This window comes from Streptomyces sp. NPDC041814 (assembly GCF_055590565.1).
Genome location: NZ_JBVJAM010000003.1, coordinates 532,153 through 549,643, shown reverse-complemented (window position 1 = coordinate 549,643; position 17,491 = coordinate 532,153). Strand labels below are relative to the sequence as shown.

Annotated in this window: 15 protein-coding genes; 9 read left to right on the top strand and 6 right to left on the bottom strand. The window is 73.9% G+C overall.

The annotated features are described in order from the left end of the window. Positions 1 to 2: 2 nt before the first annotated feature. Positions 3 to 749, top strand: a complete 747-nt coding sequence (gene ppgK, locus ACZ6C6_RS12125; RefSeq protein ID WP_469201712.1) for a polyphosphate--glucose phosphotransferase — start codon at positions 3 to 5, stop codon at positions 747 to 749. Positions 750 to 784: 35 nt separating this feature from the next. Here the strand turns inward: ppgK and ACZ6C6_RS12120 are convergent, their stop codons facing one another. After that, a complete protein-coding gene (locus ACZ6C6_RS12120) occupies positions 785 to 1,309 on the bottom strand; it encodes a DUF6542 domain-containing protein (protein WP_469201865.1) in 525 nt (174 codons plus the stop codon). Positions 1,310 to 1,762: 453 nt separating this feature from the next. On the opposite strand from ACZ6C6_RS12120, the gene ACZ6C6_RS12115 reads away from it, so the two are divergent. The 7 genes from ACZ6C6_RS12115 to ychF all read left to right on the top strand — a co-directional run bounded on the left by ACZ6C6_RS12115 (position 1,763) and on the right by ychF (position 10,486). Then, positions 1,763 to 2,650, top strand: a complete 888-nt coding sequence (locus tag ACZ6C6_RS12115; protein ID WP_469201711.1) for a helix-turn-helix domain-containing protein — start codon at positions 1,763 to 1,765, stop codon at positions 2,648 to 2,650. 152 nt (positions 2,651 to 2,802) lie between these two features. Next, positions 2,803 to 3,666, top strand: a complete 864-nt coding sequence (locus ACZ6C6_RS12110) for an ABC transporter ATP-binding protein (protein ID WP_469201708.1) — start codon at positions 2,803 to 2,805, stop codon at positions 3,664 to 3,666. 78 nt (positions 3,667 to 3,744) lie between these two features. Then, positions 3,745 to 4,809 carry an ABC transporter substrate-binding protein gene (locus ACZ6C6_RS12105; RefSeq protein ID WP_469201706.1) on the top strand — a complete coding sequence of 355 codons (1,065 nt, stop codon included), beginning with the start codon at positions 3,745 to 3,747 and terminating at the stop codon, positions 4,807 to 4,809. Further along, entirely contained in the window at positions 4,806 to 6,902 is a 2,097-nt protein-coding gene (locus ACZ6C6_RS12100; protein ID WP_469201704.1) for an iron ABC transporter permease, read from the top strand. Before ACZ6C6_RS12105 ends, ACZ6C6_RS12100 begins: the two co-directional genes overlap by 4 nt. A gap of 19 nt (positions 6,903 to 6,921) precedes the next feature. Further along, entirely contained in the window at positions 6,922 to 7,998 is a 1,077-nt protein-coding gene (locus tag ACZ6C6_RS12095; protein ID WP_469201702.1) for a peptidase C39 family protein, read from the top strand. A 68-nt stretch (positions 7,999 to 8,066) separates the two neighbouring features. Continuing rightward, positions 8,067 to 9,278 carry a GNAT family N-acetyltransferase gene (locus tag ACZ6C6_RS12090; RefSeq protein ID WP_469201700.1) on the top strand — a complete coding sequence of 404 codons (1,212 nt, stop codon included), beginning with the start codon at positions 8,067 to 8,069 and terminating at the stop codon, positions 9,276 to 9,278. Between the two features lie 119 nt (positions 9,279 to 9,397). Next, the gene (ychF, locus tag ACZ6C6_RS12085) at positions 9,398 to 10,486 is read left to right on the top strand and encodes a redox-regulated ATPase YchF (protein ID WP_469201698.1); all 1,089 of its coding nucleotides are present in this window, start codon (positions 9,398 to 9,400) and stop codon (positions 10,484 to 10,486) included. A 93-nt stretch (positions 10,487 to 10,579) separates the two neighbouring features. On the opposite strand, the gene ACZ6C6_RS12080 is transcribed toward ychF, so the two are convergent. The 3 genes from ACZ6C6_RS12080 to ACZ6C6_RS12070 form a co-directional block, all read right to left on the bottom strand. Then, positions 10,580 to 11,089: a nuclear transport factor 2 family protein gene (locus ACZ6C6_RS12080; protein ID WP_469201696.1), complete on the bottom strand. Its 510-nt coding sequence runs from the start codon at positions 11,087 to 11,089 to the stop codon at positions 10,580 to 10,582. Between the two features lie 77 nt (positions 11,090 to 11,166). Next, a complete protein-coding gene (locus ACZ6C6_RS12075; RefSeq protein WP_469201694.1) occupies positions 11,167 to 11,865 on the bottom strand; it encodes an ArsR/SmtB family transcription factor in 699 nt (232 codons plus the stop codon). Positions 11,866 to 11,922: 57 nt separating this feature from the next. After that, positions 11,923 to 12,507 (bottom strand): TetR/AcrR family transcriptional regulator, encoded by a 585-nt coding sequence (locus ACZ6C6_RS12070; RefSeq protein ID WP_469201692.1) that lies wholly within the window; start codon positions 12,505 to 12,507, stop codon positions 11,923 to 11,925. A 159-nt stretch (positions 12,508 to 12,666) separates the two neighbouring features. Between ACZ6C6_RS12070 and ACZ6C6_RS12065 the strand changes: the two genes are divergently transcribed. Further along, complete coding sequence (locus ACZ6C6_RS12065) at positions 12,667 to 13,482, top strand: SDR family NAD(P)-dependent oxidoreductase (protein ID WP_469201690.1); 816 nt, start codon at positions 12,667 to 12,669, stop codon at positions 13,480 to 13,482. Between the two features lie 55 nt (positions 13,483 to 13,537). Here ACZ6C6_RS12065 and ACZ6C6_RS12060 read toward each other — a convergent pair whose 3' ends face one another. Both ACZ6C6_RS12060 and ACZ6C6_RS12055 read right to left on the bottom strand, forming a co-directional pair. After that, a complete protein-coding gene (locus tag ACZ6C6_RS12060; RefSeq protein ID WP_469201688.1) occupies positions 13,538 to 14,251 on the bottom strand; it encodes a lytic polysaccharide monooxygenase in 714 nt (237 codons plus the stop codon). Positions 14,252 to 14,501: 250 nt separating this feature from the next. Beyond that, positions 14,502 to 17,345 carry an AAA family ATPase gene (locus tag ACZ6C6_RS12055; protein WP_469201686.1) on the bottom strand — a complete coding sequence of 948 codons (2,844 nt, stop codon included), beginning with the start codon at positions 17,343 to 17,345 and terminating at the stop codon, positions 14,502 to 14,504. Between the last annotated feature and the right edge of the window lie 146 nt (positions 17,346 to 17,491).

Here is a 17,491-nt window from a genome sequence, read left to right as displayed (position 1 = left end):
ACATGGAGATCTTCGGCGTGGACATCGGCGGATCCGGGATCAAGGGCGCTCCCGTGGACCTGGACCGCGGAGACCTGGCGCGGGAGCGCCACAAAGTACTGACACCGCACCCGGCGACGCCCAAGGACGTGGCCGGGTGCGTGGCCGAGGTCGTCGGCCACTTCGACTGGAAGGGCCCGGTGGGGATCACCTTCCCGGGCGTCGTCACGGGCGGCCTCACCCGCACCGCGGCCAACGTCGACAAGGGCTGGATCGACCAGGACGCACGTCAGCTGCTGGGCGACAGGCTGGGCCTCCCGGTCACCGTGCTCAACGACGCGGACGCGGCGGGCATCGCCGAGATGACGTTCGGCGCGGGACGGGGCCGCAAGGGCACGGTGATCATGCTGACCTTCGGTACGGGCATCGGCAGCGCGCTCTTCATCGACGGCCGACTCGTCCCCAACACCGAGCTCGGCCACCTGGAGCTCAACGGCCACGACGCGGAGAAGCACGCCTCCACGAAGGCCAAGGAGGACGAGGACCTGGGCTGGCACCACTGGGCCCGCCGGGTCCAGAAGTACCTGGCCCACGTGGAGATGCTGTTCTCGCCCGAACTGTTCATCATCGGCGGCGGAATCAGCCGTAAAGCCGATAAATTCCTGCCGCTGATCGAACACGTACGGGCGGAAATGGTCCCGGCCGAGCTGCAGAACAACGCGGGGATCGTCGGCGCGGCGATGGCCGCGAAGGCGGACGCCTCGGGCTGACGGCCCGGCGTTCCGCGTCCGGCGCGGAGCGCGGTTCAGCGCTGGGAGGGCCGGCGGGGCGCCTGCCCCGCCGCCCGGCCCGCCGGCGCCGCCGGGGCGGCCGGCCGTGCGGTGTGCGCGGCCAGCATCAGGCGCCGCTGCCGGGCCCGCATCAGCCGCACCTTGCGCACGGAGGCGATGAGGCCCGCGACGAGGGTGCCGCCGTAGAGCCACCCGGCGTGCACGGCGAGGGCGGTGACGACGGCCATGGTCCGGCCGCCGAGGCCCCCGCCGCCGCCGGCGATGGGGGCGATGCCGAGCGCGAAGGCGATGGGCACGCTGATGGGCGCGGTCACCAGGTCCGCCGGCCGCACCCAGAGCGCCGTGAGCGCGCTGACCGGCAGGAACAGTACGCCGAACACGACGGCCGACTCGTCGAACAGCAGCCAGTCCACGCAGCCGATCAGGAACATCGCGGCGGCCGCGAAGAGCCCGGCGCCGATCCCGGTGAGCCGGGGATTGGGCAGCCGGCGCAGGGCGCCCGCGGCGGGCGGGACGGGCTGCCCGGCGGGCGCGCTCATCACGCGGTAACCGAGGGCCCCCGTGCCGTCGGCCTTCCCGGCTCCCTTGGCCGCTCCCAGCGGGGACAGCGGGGTCTGCCGGGTCTGCCTGCGCTGCGGGGGACGTGTCCTGTGCTGCTCCACCGGGACAACGTAGGTCGCCGGGAGGCCGGAATCAGGTGCGGGACACGCCCTTTGGCCGACCTTGGCGATGAGTTCGATGCCACACGGCGCAACGGGAACCGGGTCGGGGGGCGGCTTAGGGTCTGTCGTTTGGGCCAGGCCGGATCAGGGAGCGGGCTCTGGTGCCGTGCATCGCAAGGCGGAGGATTGAGGCAGACGGGGTCTCCCCTGTTCGAGCGCAGCCGAGAACTTGGGGAAGGAGCGTTGGTGATCGACGACAACGCCGCGAGGTGCGGTGCCAGAGCCCGCGAGCCCGGCATGACCCAAACGACAGACCCTAAACTCGTCCGTATGGTCCGGTCGTCCCGCGGTGAGATGAGCCCGGGGCTGTGGCGGCGCGAGGCGGGCACGGTGCTGCGCCCGGCCGGGGCGCTTCCCGAGCGGGTGCCGGACTCCGGCGCTGTCGTCGCCGAGTTCCGGATCGTCCCCGCCCCCACGGAGTGGGCCCGGCACGCGCACCGGCTGCACGAACTCGTCTGGGTGCGCGGCGGGACGCTGACGTCCCGGGTGGGCGACCGGGTCTTCACCGTCTTCGAGGGGCACGGGCTCTGGATGCCCGCCGGAGTGGTGCACGCGGGCCGGGCGACGGAGGGCGCCCGCTTCCACAGCGCCTTCTTCGCCCCGGACCGCACCCCGTTCGCTTTCGGGGAGCCGAAGGCCATCGCGATGACCCCGCTGCTCGTATCGCTGCTGACCCACCTGTCGCGCACGGACCTCGCCGAGGCGGCCCGGCTGCGGGCGGAGGCCGTCGTGTTCGACGTGATCGAGCCCTCGGAGCACCAGCTGGCGCTGCGGCTGCCCGGCGACGCGCGCATCGACGCCATCGCCGGGGCCCTGCTGGACGACCCCGCCGACAGCCGCTCACTGGAGGAGTGGGCACGGCTGCTGGGGACCAGCGACCGCACGATCACCCGCGCCTTCCGCCGGTCGACCGGGCTCTCCTTCGCGCAGTGGCGGCAGATGCTGCGGGTGCACCGGGCGCTGATGCTCCTGTCCGACGGCGCCGACGTGACGTCCGTATCCGAGCTCCTCGGCTACGCGCAGCCCAGCTCCTTCATCGCCGCCTTCCGGCGCGTCATGGGAACCACGCCCGGCGCGTTCTCCGGGGCGGTGGACGCGGCCTCCGAGGGTGTCCGGAATCCCGTATCGGGTGGCGAGAACCCCGGATTGTCCGCCTGACAAGCGGAATATAGTCTTCTTCGAGTTAGGTAACCCTTAGTTGTTGCTCGCCGTGCTCAGTGCTGCCCGCGTACGGCAGGGCCTGCGGCCCGGCCCGTAAGGCCGAGCGGGTGTGCCCCACACCGCGCCCCTCCGATCACCCGGACCTCGTCATGCTCACAAGCCCCTTCCGCCGTGCCGGAAGACCCACCGACGGCCCCGCCGCACCGGCGTCCGCGCTCCACGGGCGCGACCTGGTGCTGCGCTACGGCGGCGAACCGGTCGTCCACGGTGTCTCGGTCACCCTGGAGCCCGGCCGCGCGACCGCCCTCGTGGGGCCGAACGGCAGCGGCAAGTCCACACTGCTGCGCGCGCTCTCCCGGCTGCACCGGGTGGACGGCGGCCGGGTCACCCTCGGCGCCGCCGACGGAGCGGCCGAGCGCGACGCGGCGTTGCTGAGTCCCCGCGGTTTCGCCCGCGAGGTCACCCTGTTCTCCCAGTCGCGGCCCGCCCCGCAGGGGCTGACGGTCGCGGAGGTCGTGGCATTCGGGCGCCACCCGTACCGGCGCGGCTTCGCCGGACCGACCCCCGGGGACGGTGCCGCCGTCGACCGCGCCATGGGCGTCACCGGCGTCCGGGACATGGCGGACCGGCAGGTCGGGGAGCTCTCCGGCGGCGAGATGCAGCGCGTCTGGCTCGCCGCCTGCCTCGCCCAGGACACCGGCGTCGTGCTGCTGGACGAACCGACCAACCACCTGGACCTGCGCTACCAGTTCGAGACGCTCGACCTGGTGCGGGACCTCGTGGAGCGGCACGGCCTCGCCGTAGGCGTCGTCCTCCACGACCTCGACCAGGCGTCCCGGGTCGCCGACACGCTCGTCCTCATGCACGCCGGCCGAATCCACGCGGCGGGCGCGCCCGCCGACGTGCTCACCGCCGAGAACATCGGCCTGGTCTACGACATCCGCGTCGACGTCGCCCTCGACCCGCGTACGGGCCGGCTGCGCATCGACCCCCTCGGGCGCCACCTCACCTGACGAGGCCGCCACCCCTTTCCGGAGCAGCCGTGCCGCGCTCCGACGCATCGTTCGAAAATTTGAGAAAGAGGACCCTCCATGAACCGCGTCAGCCGCCTGACGGCCGCAGCCTCGACCGGGCTCGCCCTTTTCGCCCTCGCCTCCTGCGGCACGACCGACGCCGACGACGTCACGGCCAAGAGCAGCGCCAAGGCCGCCCCCGCGTCGAAGAGCTGCGCCGACGACACCACCACCACGTCGACCGGGCCGGTCTCCCTCACGGACGGCGTCGGCCGGCAGGTGAAGCTCGACAAGCCCGCCCAGCGCATCGCGGTCCTGGAGTGGCAGCAGGTCGAGGACGCGCTGACCCTGTGCGTCACCCCGGCCGCCGTCTCCGACGCCAAGGGCTACAGCACCTGGGTCAGCGCGGAGAAGCTGCCCGACGGGGTGACCGACATCGGCACCCGTGAGGAGCCCGACCTCGACACCCTGTACGCGGCCGAGCCCGATCTCATCGTCGTGGAGGCGTTCGACGCCAAGGACGAGATGATCAAGAAGCTGGAGAAGCGGGGCGTCCCCGTGCTGGCCACGCGCGGCGCGAACCCGAAGGACCCCATCGGGAACATGCGCCAGGTCTTCAGCATGATCGGCGAGGCCACGGGCCGCACCGAGCGAGCCGACCAGGTCCTCAAGGAGTTCGACGCCCACCTCGCGAAGGCCAAGCAGCAGGTCACCGACGCCGACCTGCCGACCAGGGACTTCGTGTTCTTCGACGGCTGGCTGGAGGGCAACAACCTCACCGTCCGCCCCTACAGCGACGGCGCCCTCTTCACCGAGCTGGGCAAGGAACTCGGCCTGAAGCCCGCGTGGACCAGCAGCGTCAACAAGGAGCACGGCGACGGAGGCGTCGACCCCGCCTACGGCCTCGCCCAGACGGACGTCGAGGGACTCGTCGCGGTGGGCGACGCCAACCTCTTCTACGCCAACGACGAGGGCGCCGGAGGCTACGTCGCCGCGCTCCGGAAGAACCCGATCTGGAAGAAGCTCCCGGCCGTCGAGGAAGGCCGCGCCCACGCCTTCCCGGCGCGGGTGTGGGGCGCGGGCGGCCCCCGCTCCAACGAGCAGGCGATCGACGCCTACGTCGACGTACTCGACAAGAAGTGAGCGCCGTACGCACAGCGGAGGCCCCGCCGCGTCCACCCCGGGAACGCGGCGGGGCCCCCGCCGGGGCGGCCGTCCTCGCCGTCCTCCTCACCGCCACCGTGCTGGTCGGCCTGTGGCACCTGACCCAGGGCACATCGGGCGTCGGCGTCGGCGACCTGCTGCGCCACCTCACCGGGCAGCGGGACGACGCCGAGGGCGCGCCGGTCGGCGAGATCCTCACCGGCTCCCGGCTGCCGCGCCTCTTCGCGGGCGTCGCGGTGGGCTTCGCCCTCGGCTGCGCCGGCACGCTGCTCCAGTCCGTCACGCACAACGCGCTGGCCTCGCCCGACACCCTCGCGGTCTCGGCCGGGTCCTACTTCGCCGTCTCGCTCGTCGCCGCCTTCGGCCTCTCCGTACCGCTGTGGGCCTCGGGCGTCGTCGCCTTCGCCGGCGGCCTGGTCGCGGCGGCGCTCGTCCTGCTCCTCGCGGGCCGGGCAGCGGGCACCGCGGGCACCCGCCTCATCCTCGCCGGATCGGCGATGGCGATGGCCCTGGACTCCGCGACCGGGATGCTCCTCATCCTGTTCAAGCAGAACACCACCGGCCTCTACGCCTGGGGCAGCGGCTCGCTCTCGCAGCTCGACATCGACGCGTCGCTGCGCGCCATCCCCCTCGTCGTCCTGGTGCTCTGCGCCGCCCTCGCGCTGTCCCGGCGGCTGGACGTGATGAACCTGGGCGACGACACCGCGGCCACCCTCGGCGTGCCGATCCGGAGTACCCGGATCCTCGCCGTGGTCTGCGCGGTCCTCCTGACCAGCACCTCCGTCACCCTGGCGGGCCCGATGGCGTTCGTCGGCCTCGGCGCCCCCGTCCTGGCCCGCCTCATCGCCGGGCGGGTCCGCGCGCTGCGCCGGCACCTGCTCCTGATCCCCGCGGCCGGCCTGCTCGGCGCGCTGCTCATCCTGCTCGCGGACGCGGTCCTGCGCGCCGTGCAGGGGGCGGACGGGGCGGCCTCCATCCCTACCGGGGTGCCGACCGCGCTGCTCGGCTCCGTCGTGATCGTGGTCCTCGCGCTGCGGCTGCGCGACACGGGCCGGGCCCAGCAGCCGCCACGGGCCCGGGTCGCCGCACGCTCCCGGCGCGCCCACCTCCTCGTCGTGACCGGCGCGGCGGCCCTGCTGGCCGTGGCCGCCCTCGTCGGGACCCTGGCGGGGAGCCTCTGGCTGAAGACCGGGGACATCGCCCTCTGGATCCAGGGCACCGCCCCCGGCCTGATCGGGGCAGCCCTGGACGACCGGGTGCCCCGGGTCACCGCCGCGATACTCGCCGGCATGGCGCTCGGACTCGCCGGAAGCGTGGTGCAGGGCACCGTACGCAACCCGCTCGCCGAGCCGGGCATCCTCGGCATCACGGCGGGCGCCGGCCTTGGGGCCGCGGGCGTCGTCACCTCGGGGCTCGGCGGCGGACAGGCGGTGCTCGTCCCGGTCGCCGTCGCGGCCGGGCTCGCCACCTTCGCCGTGATCGCCCTGCTGGCCTGGCGCGGCGGCTTCCTGCCCGACCGGTTCGTCCTGATCGGCATCGGCATGGGGTACGGCCTCAGCGCCGTGACCACGTTCCTGCTGCTGCGCGCCGACCCGTACAACACGCCCCGCATCTTCACCTGGCTCTCCGGCACGACCTACGGCCGTACGTTCTCCGACACCGTCCCGGTCGCCGTGGCCCTGGCCCTCGCCCTCCCCGTCCTGCTGTCCATGCGCGAACGGCTCGACCTGCTCGCCGTCGACGAGGACACCCCGCGCATCGTCGGCGTCAGGGTCGAGCGCACCCGCTTCACGGCCCTGGCGATCGCCGCCGTGCTCGCCGCGCTCAGCGTGCTCGCCATCGGCGTCGTCGGCTTCGTGGGGCTCGTCGCCCCGCACCTCGCCCGTTCCCTGGTGGGCGCCCGGCAGGCCCGGACGATCCCGGTCGCGATGCTGCTCGGCGGGGTGCTCGTGTGCGTGGCGGACGCGCTCGGGCGCACCGTCGCGGCCCCCTCCCAGATCCCGGCGGGGCTGATGATCGCGCTGGTGGGCGCGCCGTACTTCGTGTGGGTGCTGAGGCAGTCCCGCGCATGACTCTCCCTGGAGCACTCGAATGCCGTCGTCCCCGCAAGAAGGGCCCGTACCGTCCGTGAACAGCACCGTCAGGCCGTACGAGCCCGGCACCGCACCGGCCCCGCCGGTGCCCCCGGAGACGGCCGAGCGCTGGGGCGCGGTCGACCGCTCCACCCACGCCCCGCACATCGTGGCCGTCCGAGGCGACGGCGGGGACCGGGCGGGCGCCGCGCTCGTGACCGCCCGCCCGGGCACGGCGTATCTGAAGATCGTGGACGCCGTCGGTGACGTACCGGCCGTCATCGAGGCCGTCGCCGCCCACGCGCGCGACCGGGGCCTCGTACAGCTGAAGTGGGAGGGCTGGACGGTCGCGCCGGAGGAGGCCGCCGCCGCGGGCTTCACCGCCCTGGACCCGCCGCTCGCGCAGTCGGAGGGCGCGGCGGGACCGGACGCCGGTTACGTCCGCTGGCTGAACGACGACGCGGTGACCGCGCCCCCGTACTACGGGCAGACCACCCACTTCAGCTGCGGCGCCGTCACCGCCCTCGTCGCGCAGGTGCACGCGGGCGTCCTGCCGCGCGAGGCGCTGGACCGCACGGCGGAACTGACGCTGTGGCGGGACGCGACCAACTTCATGGCCTGCGAACCCGTCGGCCTGGGCGTGGCCCTGCGCCGGGCACGTCCGTCGGCCGGGGTGACGGTCCACCTCGACACGGACCGGCCCGTCCTGCTCGGCCACCTCGGCCCGGGCGACCGGGAGTGGCGCGCGCTGCTCCAGCGGGCGTCCCGCACGGAGGCCGGGCGCGTCGGCGTCCCGGTCGACCCGGACCACTTCCCGCTGAGCGCGGTCCGGGAGGCGATCGGCAGGCGGGAGCACGTGCTCCTGCTGCTCTCGCTCGCCGCGATGCAGGGGTTCGAGGTGCCGCACTGGGTCCTCTGCCACGGCGTCGTGCCCGGTGCGGTGGTGATCGATGACCCGTGGGCCCACGGCGCGTCCGGGGACACCTGGGTCGACGCCCACCTGCTGCCGGTGCCGGACGCGTCGCTGGACGTGATGTCGAGGATGGCGCCGGGGGACTTCCGCGGGGCCGTGACCCTGCGCACCGCCCACGAGTAATCCGGTGCGCCCGGCACGGGGCCACCCCTACGCTGGGCCCCTTTCGAACCCGAGGAGAAGCGGCAGTGATGGAGATCCGTCCCACGACCGACGAGGACTTCGAGGTCTTCGTCGAAACCGTCCACACGGCCTTCGGACAGTTCCCGGAGACCCCGGTCGCGGACGGCGGACGCTGGTGGTCGGCGCTGGAGATGGACCGCGGCCTGTTCGCCGTGGCCCCGGACGGGAAGCCCGTGGGCACCGCCGCCGCATACTCCTTCGAGCTCACCCTGCCCGGCGGAAGGCCCGTCCCGGCCGCCGGAGTGACCGCCGTGGGCGTCCTGCCCTCGCACCGGCGACGCGGCGCGCTCAGCGCGATGATGCGCCACCAGCTCGCCGATGTGCGGGCACGGGGCGAGTTCCTGTCGGTGCTGCTGGCGTCGGAGGCGCGGATCTACGGCCGCTTCGGGTACGGCCCGGCGACGTCGACGGCGCGGCTGACGGTGGCGCGGCACCGGGCGGAGTGGGCGGAGGCGCGGAGCGGGGCGGCCGACCACGGCACCGGTTCCGTCGAGGTCCTGCGCCGCGCCGACTGCGGCGAGATCCTCGAAGCGGTCTACGACCGGTACCGCCGCGCGCAGCCCGGCGCGCTGTCCCGGCCGCACCGCTGGTGGGAGCTGGGCGCGGGCCAGCCGCCGGTCTCCCGGGCCCCCCGCTACGTGGCCGTCCACCGGGACGCCGACGGTGCCCCGGACGGGTACGCCAGCTACTCGACCGAGTCCGGCACCCTGACGGTGGACGAGACCATCGCCCTCGGCGACGCGGCCTTCACCGCCCTGGCCCGGTACGCCCTCGGGCACGACCTGGTCTCCCAGGTCGTGTTCCGGCACGTCCCGCCGGACCACCCGCTGCGCCGGCAGCTCGCGGACGTCCGGGCCGGCGAGGTCGGCGGCCACACCGACTGGCTCTGGGTGCGCCTGCTCGACGTACCGCGTGCGCTGACGGCGCGCGGCTGGTTCACGGACGGGGAGCTCGTGCTGGACGTCGCGGACCCGTTCCTGGGCGAGCACGGCCGCTACCTGCTCACCGTCCGCGACGGCAGGGCGGAGTGCGTGGCCACGGACCGGCGGCCCGACCTGTCCCTGGACGTACGGGACCTGGGCTCGGTCTACCTCGGCGACACCCGCCCGAGCACCCTCGTACGGGCCGGACACATCCGGGCCCACGACCCGGCCGCCGCCGCCCGCGCGGACGCGCTGTTCGCGAGCGACCTTCCCCCGCACTGCCTGCACTGGTTCTGACCAAGGAGAGCTACTCGCCGCGGTCCCTGTACCGTGATACGCGCACGTGGACGACGGCGCGCCTGAGACGCCGTCGCGGCCGACCCCACCCTTCTTGATCCTGAGCGGACGTTTTTGGCATGAGTACTAGTATCGGAATCGTCGGACTGCCGAATGTCGGCAAGTCGACCCTCTTCAACGCCCTGACCAAGAACGACGTGCTGGCGGCCAACTACCCGTTCGCCACGATCGAGCCGAACGTCGGCGTGGTCGGCGTCCCGGACCGCCGTCTGGACGCCCTGGCGAAGATCTTCGGTTCGCAGAAGATCCTGCCGGCGACGGTGGACTTCGTGGACATCGCGGGGATCGTGCGGGGCGCGAGCGAGGGCGAGGGCCTGGGCAACAAGTTCCTCGCGAACATCCGCGAGTCGGACGCGATCTGCCAGGTCATCCGCGCGTTCAAGGACGAGAACGTCGTCCACGTCGACGGCAAGGTCTCGCCCAAGGACGACATCGAGACGATCAACACGGAGCTGATCCTCGCGGACCTCCAGTCGGTCGAGAAGGCGATCCCGCGCCTCCAGAAGGAGTCCCGCCTCCAGAAGGAGAAGGTCGCGGTGCTCGCGGCGGTCGAGGAGGCGCAGAAGATCCTCGAAGCCGGCGACACCCTCTTCCACGCGGGCATCACGGCCTCCACCGAGAAGGGCCGCCTGCTCCACGAGCTCCACCTCCTCACCACCAAGCCCTTCATCTACGTGTTCAACGTGGACGAGGACGAGCTGGTGGACGAGGACTTCAAGAACGAACAGCGCGCCTTGGTCGCCCCCGCCGAGGCGATCTTCCTGAACGCCAAGATCGAGTCCGAGCTGATCGAGCTGGACGACGAGGAGGCCCTGGAACTCCTGCAGTCCATGGGCCAGGAAGAACCCGGCCTCGCCACCCTCGGCCGCGTCGGCTTCGACACCCTGGGCCTCCAGACGTACCTCACGGCAGGCCCCAAGGAGACCCGCGCCTGGACGATCAAGAAGGGCGCCACGGCCCCCGAGGCGGCCGGTGTCATCCACACCGACTTCCAGAAGGGCTTCATCAAGGCGGAGATCATCTCCTTCGAGGACCTGATGGAAACCGGCTCGGTCGCCGAGGCCCGCGCAGCGGGCAAGGCCCGCATGGAGGGCAAGGAGTACGTGATGCAGGACGGGGACGTGGTGGAGTTCCGGTTCAACGTGTGAGCCGGAGTCACGTGGCAGGCATGCCGTGCGAAGGGGTCGACTCCGGTGGGGGCGGCCCCTTCGGGCGTTCCGGGGCGGTCAGGAACGGCTTGTTTACTCGGCGTGAGGGGCCGGGTCCCGCATCAGTGGGCTGAGGGCGCCCTCGTGGAAGCCTTCCGCCATCTCGGGCCAGCCGAGGCAGTAGCGGGACCGGATCTCGCGGCGGGCGAGGCGCCAGACGCCGTCCTCCTTGGCGTAGTCGTCGTAGTAGCGCACCGCGGCCAGGACGCAGGTGCCGTCGCGGCCGTGTTCGGCGTGTGCGCTGACGACGCCGGTCGCCCGTTCGTCGTCGATGATCGTGATCACGTGGGAGTGCCGGTAGTGGAACGTGAACTCGTTCTTCGGCAGTTGGGCGCGGTAGAAGGCATCCAGCTGCTCGCGGCCGGTGACCTCCCCGCCCTTGAACTTCAGGCGGCCGTTCCGGGTGAAGCAGGAAGTGATGCCGGGCCAGTCGCGGTCGTCGAGCAGATGGCCGTAGCGGTCGGCCAGGTCGGTGAGATCGGCGCGGATCTGCAGGCGGTTCACTCGCTCGGCCAGTGAGAGCGCATCGTCGTGTTCGGGCATGGCGCCACGCTAGGACCGGAACGGTTAACCGCCGGTTGAAGTGTCCGTGGGCCGACGCGCGCCCGTCCGCTGGGCATTCACCCCTTGCCGCAGGCGTGCAACCGGAAGTGTTCGAGCAGCACTTCGCGGCCGTGATCGCTCACCGAGATGACGCGGCTGGTCTCGCTCGTGTGCAGCCAGCCCCGGCGGAAGAACTCCGACGCGAGGGTGGCGCCGAGACTCCCGCCGAGGTGGTGGTCCTGCTCGCTCCAGTCGGCGCAGGCGCGGGTCAGCGGGCGTCGCTGCCGGGCCAGTTCGCCGACGTCGATCTCCAGGCGGCCGAAGGCCCGTGTCCCGCGAGGGGTGACGTGCAGGACGGGCCCGCGGCATTCGAGGAAACGGCCGTCCAGGAGTCCTCTCGTCAACGTCACGCCTGTTCGGCCGCCGATGTGGTCGTGGCACATCCGCCCGCGTCGCAGCGCGGCGTTCTCGGACGCCTCGCGGTACGAGCGGGCGGGCACGCGGGGTGCGACGAGCAGCAGCGCCTCGATGGCGTCGGCTACGGCCTGGCCGCTGAGCCGGTAGAAGCGCTGACGTCCGAGCGGCTGCACCGCCAGCAGACCGCCGGCCGTCAGCTTCCGCAGATGCGCGCTCGCGAGCGGGGCCGAGACCTTCGCCCGCTCGGCCAGGGCCGAGGCCGCCATCGGGCCGCCGTCCAGCAGGGCCAGCAGGATCTTCGCGCGCGTGCGGTCGCCGATCAGTGCGGCGACGGCAGCCAGGTCCGGGGAGCCGGTCACCTCGTGAAGGTACCGAGCCCAGGGCCGCATGGGCCACCCGTCGGCACTCCGGCCCCCTCAGCCCCGTCCCCCCGCCCCGTGCAGGAACGTCTCCACCACCCGTGCCGCCAGCGCGTCCGGGTCCGTCACCGGGTCGTTCGGGTTGTCGTGCAACGTCTCGCCGAGCAGGGCGTAGTAGACGCGCTGCAGCCAGGGGAGGTCGGCCGTGGGGGCGATGAGGCGGTCCTCGCGGGCGCGGGCCAGGACCGTGAGGCAGTGCTCGGTCATCGTCTCGTGGAGGGCGGCCGCCTCCGTGCCGGGGGTGGCGGGGAGGCTCAGCGCGAACGTCCAGGCGCCCTTGACCTCCAGGACGTTGGCGGTGATGCGGTGCAGGGCCACCAGGGGCGGGGCGGTCCCGGGGCGGCCGTCGTCCACCGCCTGGGCGAGCTGGCGGGCCGCCGACAGGGCCAGGGCGTCGATCAGTGCCTGGCGGTGCGCGAAGCGGCGGTGGATCGTCGTGCGGGACACGCCCGCCTCGGCCGCGATCTGCTCCATCGAGGCGCCGGGGTCCTTGGAGAGCAGGCGTTCCGCCGCTTCGAGGATCAGGCGCACGCTGCGCTCCGCGTCGGCCCGCAGCGGCCGTGCCGTTGTCTCGCCGGCCATCGTCGACTCCTCGCTCGCTCCGCCACTTGAACGCCTTAAACGTAACACCGGTGCGCCATCTTACGAGTATGTGGGACATAGGTGTTGCAGATGGCTCGGTAATGGGTACTCTGATGTTGCAGGTGTTCGGCCCAGCCAGCCTTCTCCAGGGAGACCTCCATGTCCGCAACCGCTCTTGTCACCGGTGCCTCCTCCGGGCTCGGCGCGGAATTCGCCGCCCAGCTCGCCGCCCGTGGGCACGACCTCGTACTGGTCGCCCGTTCCGAGGGACGGCTCACCGCTCTCGCCGCGCGGCTGGAGGCCGAGCACGGCGTACGCGCCCACGTCCTCGTCCAGGACCTCGCCGAGCCCGGCGCCGCCCGCGCCGTCGCCACCCGGCTCGACGAGCGCGGGCTGAGCATCGACCTGCTGGTCAACAACGCGGGGTTCGGGACCTGCGGCCGCTTCGAGGACATCGACGCGGAGCGCGACCACGACCAGCTGATGGTCAACGTCGTCGCGCTCGTCGGCCTCACCCACGCCCTGCTCCCCGGCATGCTGGAGCGCGGCACCGGCGCCGTCGTCAACGTCGCCTCCACCGCGGCCTTCACGCCGGCCCCGTACTTCGCGGTCTACAGCTCGGCCAAGGCGTTCGTGCTGAACTTCGGGCTCTCGCTGCGCCAGGAGTGCCGCGGCCGCGGCGTGCGCGTGCTCACCCTGTGCCCCGGGCCCGTCGACACGCCGTTCTTCGAGGCCATCGGGACGCGCGAGGCGGCCGTCAACGGGTCGATGAGCACGCCGGAGCCGGTCGTGCGTGCCGCGCTGGCCGCCCTCGACCGCGACCGCGCCTATGTCACCCCGGGATTCGGCAACGCCCTGTCCGCGCATCTGCTGCCGCGCCGCCCGCGCACCCTGGTCGCCGCGATGGCCGAGCGCGTCACGCGCAAGGTCCTGGCCTCCGCGGGCAGCGCGCGGACCGAGTCGTACGCGGCATGAGCCCGGCTCCGTACCTCCCTCTCCGCGGGGCCCCGGCCCCGCGGAGAGGTATGCGTCAGCAGGCGCCGAGGTCCTCCCAGACGCCCCACTCGCCGGTCGTGCCGGGCTGGTCGCCCTGCACCCACCACTTGGCGCGCCAGGTGTGCCCGTTGTACGAGACGGTGTCACCGCCGTTGTACACGCGGCCCGCCTCCCACGCCGAGGCGGCGCAGTCGCCCGGGTCCCCGCCGTCACCGTCGCCGGGAGTGCCGCCCCCGCCGATCTGGAGGTCGATGCAGGCGTAGAACGCGTTGGCGGTGTCCGCGATGTTCCAGACGGCCAGCACCTTCTGACGGCCGGAGTAGCCGCTGAGGTTCACGTGGTGGGTCTTGGTGGCGCCGGGCTGGGCGCCGTTGTCGTTGAACTCCGCGATCTTCGAGCCGCCGATGTAGTACTGCCAGGTGCTCGTGGCGTGGCGGGCCGTCAGCGTCCAGGAGAAGTCCGCGGAGCTGCCGACCGGGGTGGCCTTCCAGCCCTTGCTGTCGTTGTCCAGCTCGGCGAACTGCGCGTTGCCTCCGCTGCAACTCCGCAGGCCCTTGGGGCCCTCGACGCTCTGCGGCTCGTACTTGATCTGGCCGCAGTCGACCACGCCCGACGCGCACTGCGCCTGGCGGCTCGGCGGCGAGGAGACGTAGCCGTGCGCACTGGCCGTGGTGGCGGGCAGGACCACCGCGAGCAGGGGGGCGACTCCCGCACCGAGCACGAGGGCCAGTTTTCGCTTCGCGTTCATGCCAACTCCTTCGCTGGGGACTGCCGCGGGGTGACGGCAGCGGTCGGACATGCCCGCACCGGGCAGCGGCCTTGTCAGGGGGTACCGGCGCGGTGGGGGCAGGGGTACGGCCGGTGGCGAGGGGGCGCCGCCCGCAGCCCCGCGCACGCCGAAGTCCGCCCAGGGCGACCACGGCTCACCTTAGGTCTAGACCATACTCATGGGCGTGTGCGCGTCAATAGGGCCTGCACGTTAGGATCTTGACGGAACGTCACATGCCGGTGCCGGTCATTACGATCCGGGCGATCTCCACCCGGGACTTCGCACCCAGCTTGCGATAGGACCGGGTGAGCGCCGCCTCCACGGTCTTCACGCTGAGCGTCAGGCCCGCCGCGATCTCCCGGTTCGTCGCCCCCTGCGCCACCCGCGTCACCACACTGCGCTCCGTCGAGCTCAGCCGCTCCGGCCACGCCTGGTCGTCCAGACGCGGCAGCGGCGCCTCCTCGGCCCGGTCCCGCTCCGCCCGTACCCCCGCGACCCAGGCCCGCGCCCCCGCCGCCGTGAACACGCGGAGCGCCTGCGTGAACGCGGCATGGGCGGCGCCCTCGTCGCCGAGGCGGCGGCGGACCCGGCCCAGCGCCACCCGGGTCCGCGCCTCCTCCAGGACGTACCCGGCGGCCCGCACGCGCACCGCCGCCTCCTCGTAACCCACCGCCGCCGCCCCCAGCCGCCCGCGCTCCTCGCACACCGCCGATGCCGCCCGGTCCAGGGTCGCGAGGACGCCGGTGCGGCCGAGCCGGGCCGCCTGCGCGCGGGCCCGGTTGAGCACCGACTCCGCCTCGTCCACCGCCCCGGAGCGGGCCAGCGCCTCCGCGAGATCGGCGTGCCAGCGGCGAGCCGCCGGGTCGCCCTGCCCCTGACCGCTCTCCAGCTCCGCCGTACGGCGCAGAAGAACGGCCGCACGCCCGAACTCGCCGCCGAACAGCCTGATCCGGCCCTCCGCGTGCAGCGCCCTCGGCAGGAAGAGCCGGTCGTCGTCGTCCTCGCTGTGGCGCCGCGCCGCCTCCGCCGCCGCCAGGGCCTGGCTCAGGCTGCCGCCCGCGGTCTCGGCCAGCGCCACCGCGTACCAGGCGGGCCCCTGGCTCAGCCCCGCCCGCTCCGCGATCCGCAGGCTCTGCCGGGCCATCGACAGCGCCTGGCGGCAGCGCCCGCGCTGGATCTCCAGCTGGGCGAGACCGATCAGGCACTGGCTCAGGCAGTCCGCCGAGCCCCGCTGCCGCAGCGTGTACACCAGGGTCCGCAGCTCCGCCCGCGCCTCGTCCAGCTGGTCGTGCGCCAGATGGAAGCGGTGCTTCAGATAGATCGGCCCGTTGTGGTGGCTCATCGCGTACGCGTCGTGCGGCGCGGCCAGGGCCGCGGCGAGCGTCGACTCCGCGTCGGGCCGCCCGAGGAACAGCTCCAGGGACGCCTGCTGGGTCAGTGCGAGGACCTCGGTGCGCCGGTCGCCCGCCCGCGCGGCGAGCCCGGCGGCGCGCGCGGCGTGATCGCGGGCCCGCTCGGCCGAGCCGCCCACCATCCACGCGTGCCAGCTCATCCGGTAGTGCAGCGGCGCCAGCAGCCCGGGGGCGTCGCCCGCGTCGCGCACCGCCTCCGGCAACACGTCCGCGATCTCCGACATCGCCTGGCCCGAGGCGTCCACGACGGCCGTCCAGGCGCGCACCCGGTCGGCGGGCCGGACCGCGTCGCCCAGCACCTCGTACGCCAGCTCCCGCGCGAAGTCCAGGTCGCCCGCGTCCAGCGCGTCCTCGGCGGCGGTCAGCCGGCGGGCCGTTCCGGTCTCCGCCGCGTCGGCCGGGGTGTGGCGCGCCGCGAGCCGCCCGAGCCGGGCCGCGGTGCCCGGCGCGCCCCGGCGCCTGGCCGCCGACGCCGCCTCCACCAGCCGGTCCGCGACCGCCGGGTCGGGGCCCGCCGTCAGCCGGGCGAGGTGGTGGGCGCGCTCCACCGGGTCGTCGGCCGCCTCGGCGAGGGCGCGGTGCGCGTCCATCCGCAGCGCGTACGGGGCCCGCGCCTCCAGCACCATCGGCGTGAGCGGGTCGGCGAACCGCAGCGCGCCCCGGTCCGGCGGGGCCAGCAGCCCGTGCCGCACGCAGGTGTCGACGTCCGCCGCGGCCTGCCGGCAGCCCGCCCGGCGCAGCAGCTCCACCGTCGGCCGGGCCGCCGCGCTCGCGGTCAGCAGCAGCTGCCGGGCCCGCGCGGGCAGGGCCTCCACCCGGTCCAGCACCGGCCGGCTCAGCGTCGCGGGGACCGGCAGCGGCTCCCAGGCGTCGGGGAGCGGCACCCCGGCGGCGGCCGACTCGTGCAGGCCTGAGGCCAGTTCCAGGGCGGTACGGGGATTGCCGGACGCGGCCTCGTGGAGGCGGGCGACGAGCTGCCGGGGCCAGCCGGGCCCGCCGTGCAGGCCGTGCGCGTCGAGCACCTCCGCGATCTCGCGCACCGTCAGGGGCGGCAGCGGCAGCGTGCGTACCGGCTGCGGGCACAGCTCGCGCGCCGCCGAGGCGTCCGGGCCGGTGTGCGGCGAGGTGCGCAGGGTGGCGAGCACGGCGTGGTGCGGGCCGGTGCGCCGGGCCAGGAACAGCAGGACCCGGGCCGTGGGCTCGTCCAGCCACTGCACGTCGTCCACGACGAGCAGCAGCGGGCCCGCGGTGGCGAGCGCGGCGAGCACCTTGCGTACGGCGACCCGCAGGACCAGCGCGTCCCGGCCGCCCGTGGGGTCGGTGCCGATGGGCGGTGTCCCGCGCAGGAGGGCGCCTTCGAGTACGGCCCGCTCATGGGCGGCCAGCGGGGCCAGGGCCTCGTCGCCGGCCGGGCCCAGCAGGTCGATCAGCCCGAGGAACGGGCTGTCCCGGTCGGCCGGGGACGGGGAGGAGCGCAGGATCCGGTGGCCGCGCGCCGCCAAGCCGTCCGCGATCCGGGCCGCCGCCGTGCTCCTGCCGATGCCCGCCGGGCCGCTGAGGAGGACGGAGCCGCCGGCCTCCAGCTGGGCGCGGGCCGCCTCGCGCAGCGCGGCGCGGGTGCGGCCGGGGACGGCGGAACGGTCGTGTCCGGTGCGGGTCATCGGGGCCCCTTCGCGCGCAGCCTTGTACCCCGCCGCCCGTGCGACGGGGCCCGCCCATGACCAGGCCCGAATGTAGGACCGGGCGGGGGAGAGGTCAACGGGGCCTCGTCGCACCCGTGTCGACCGGCCGCGGCGCGTGCGGCGCG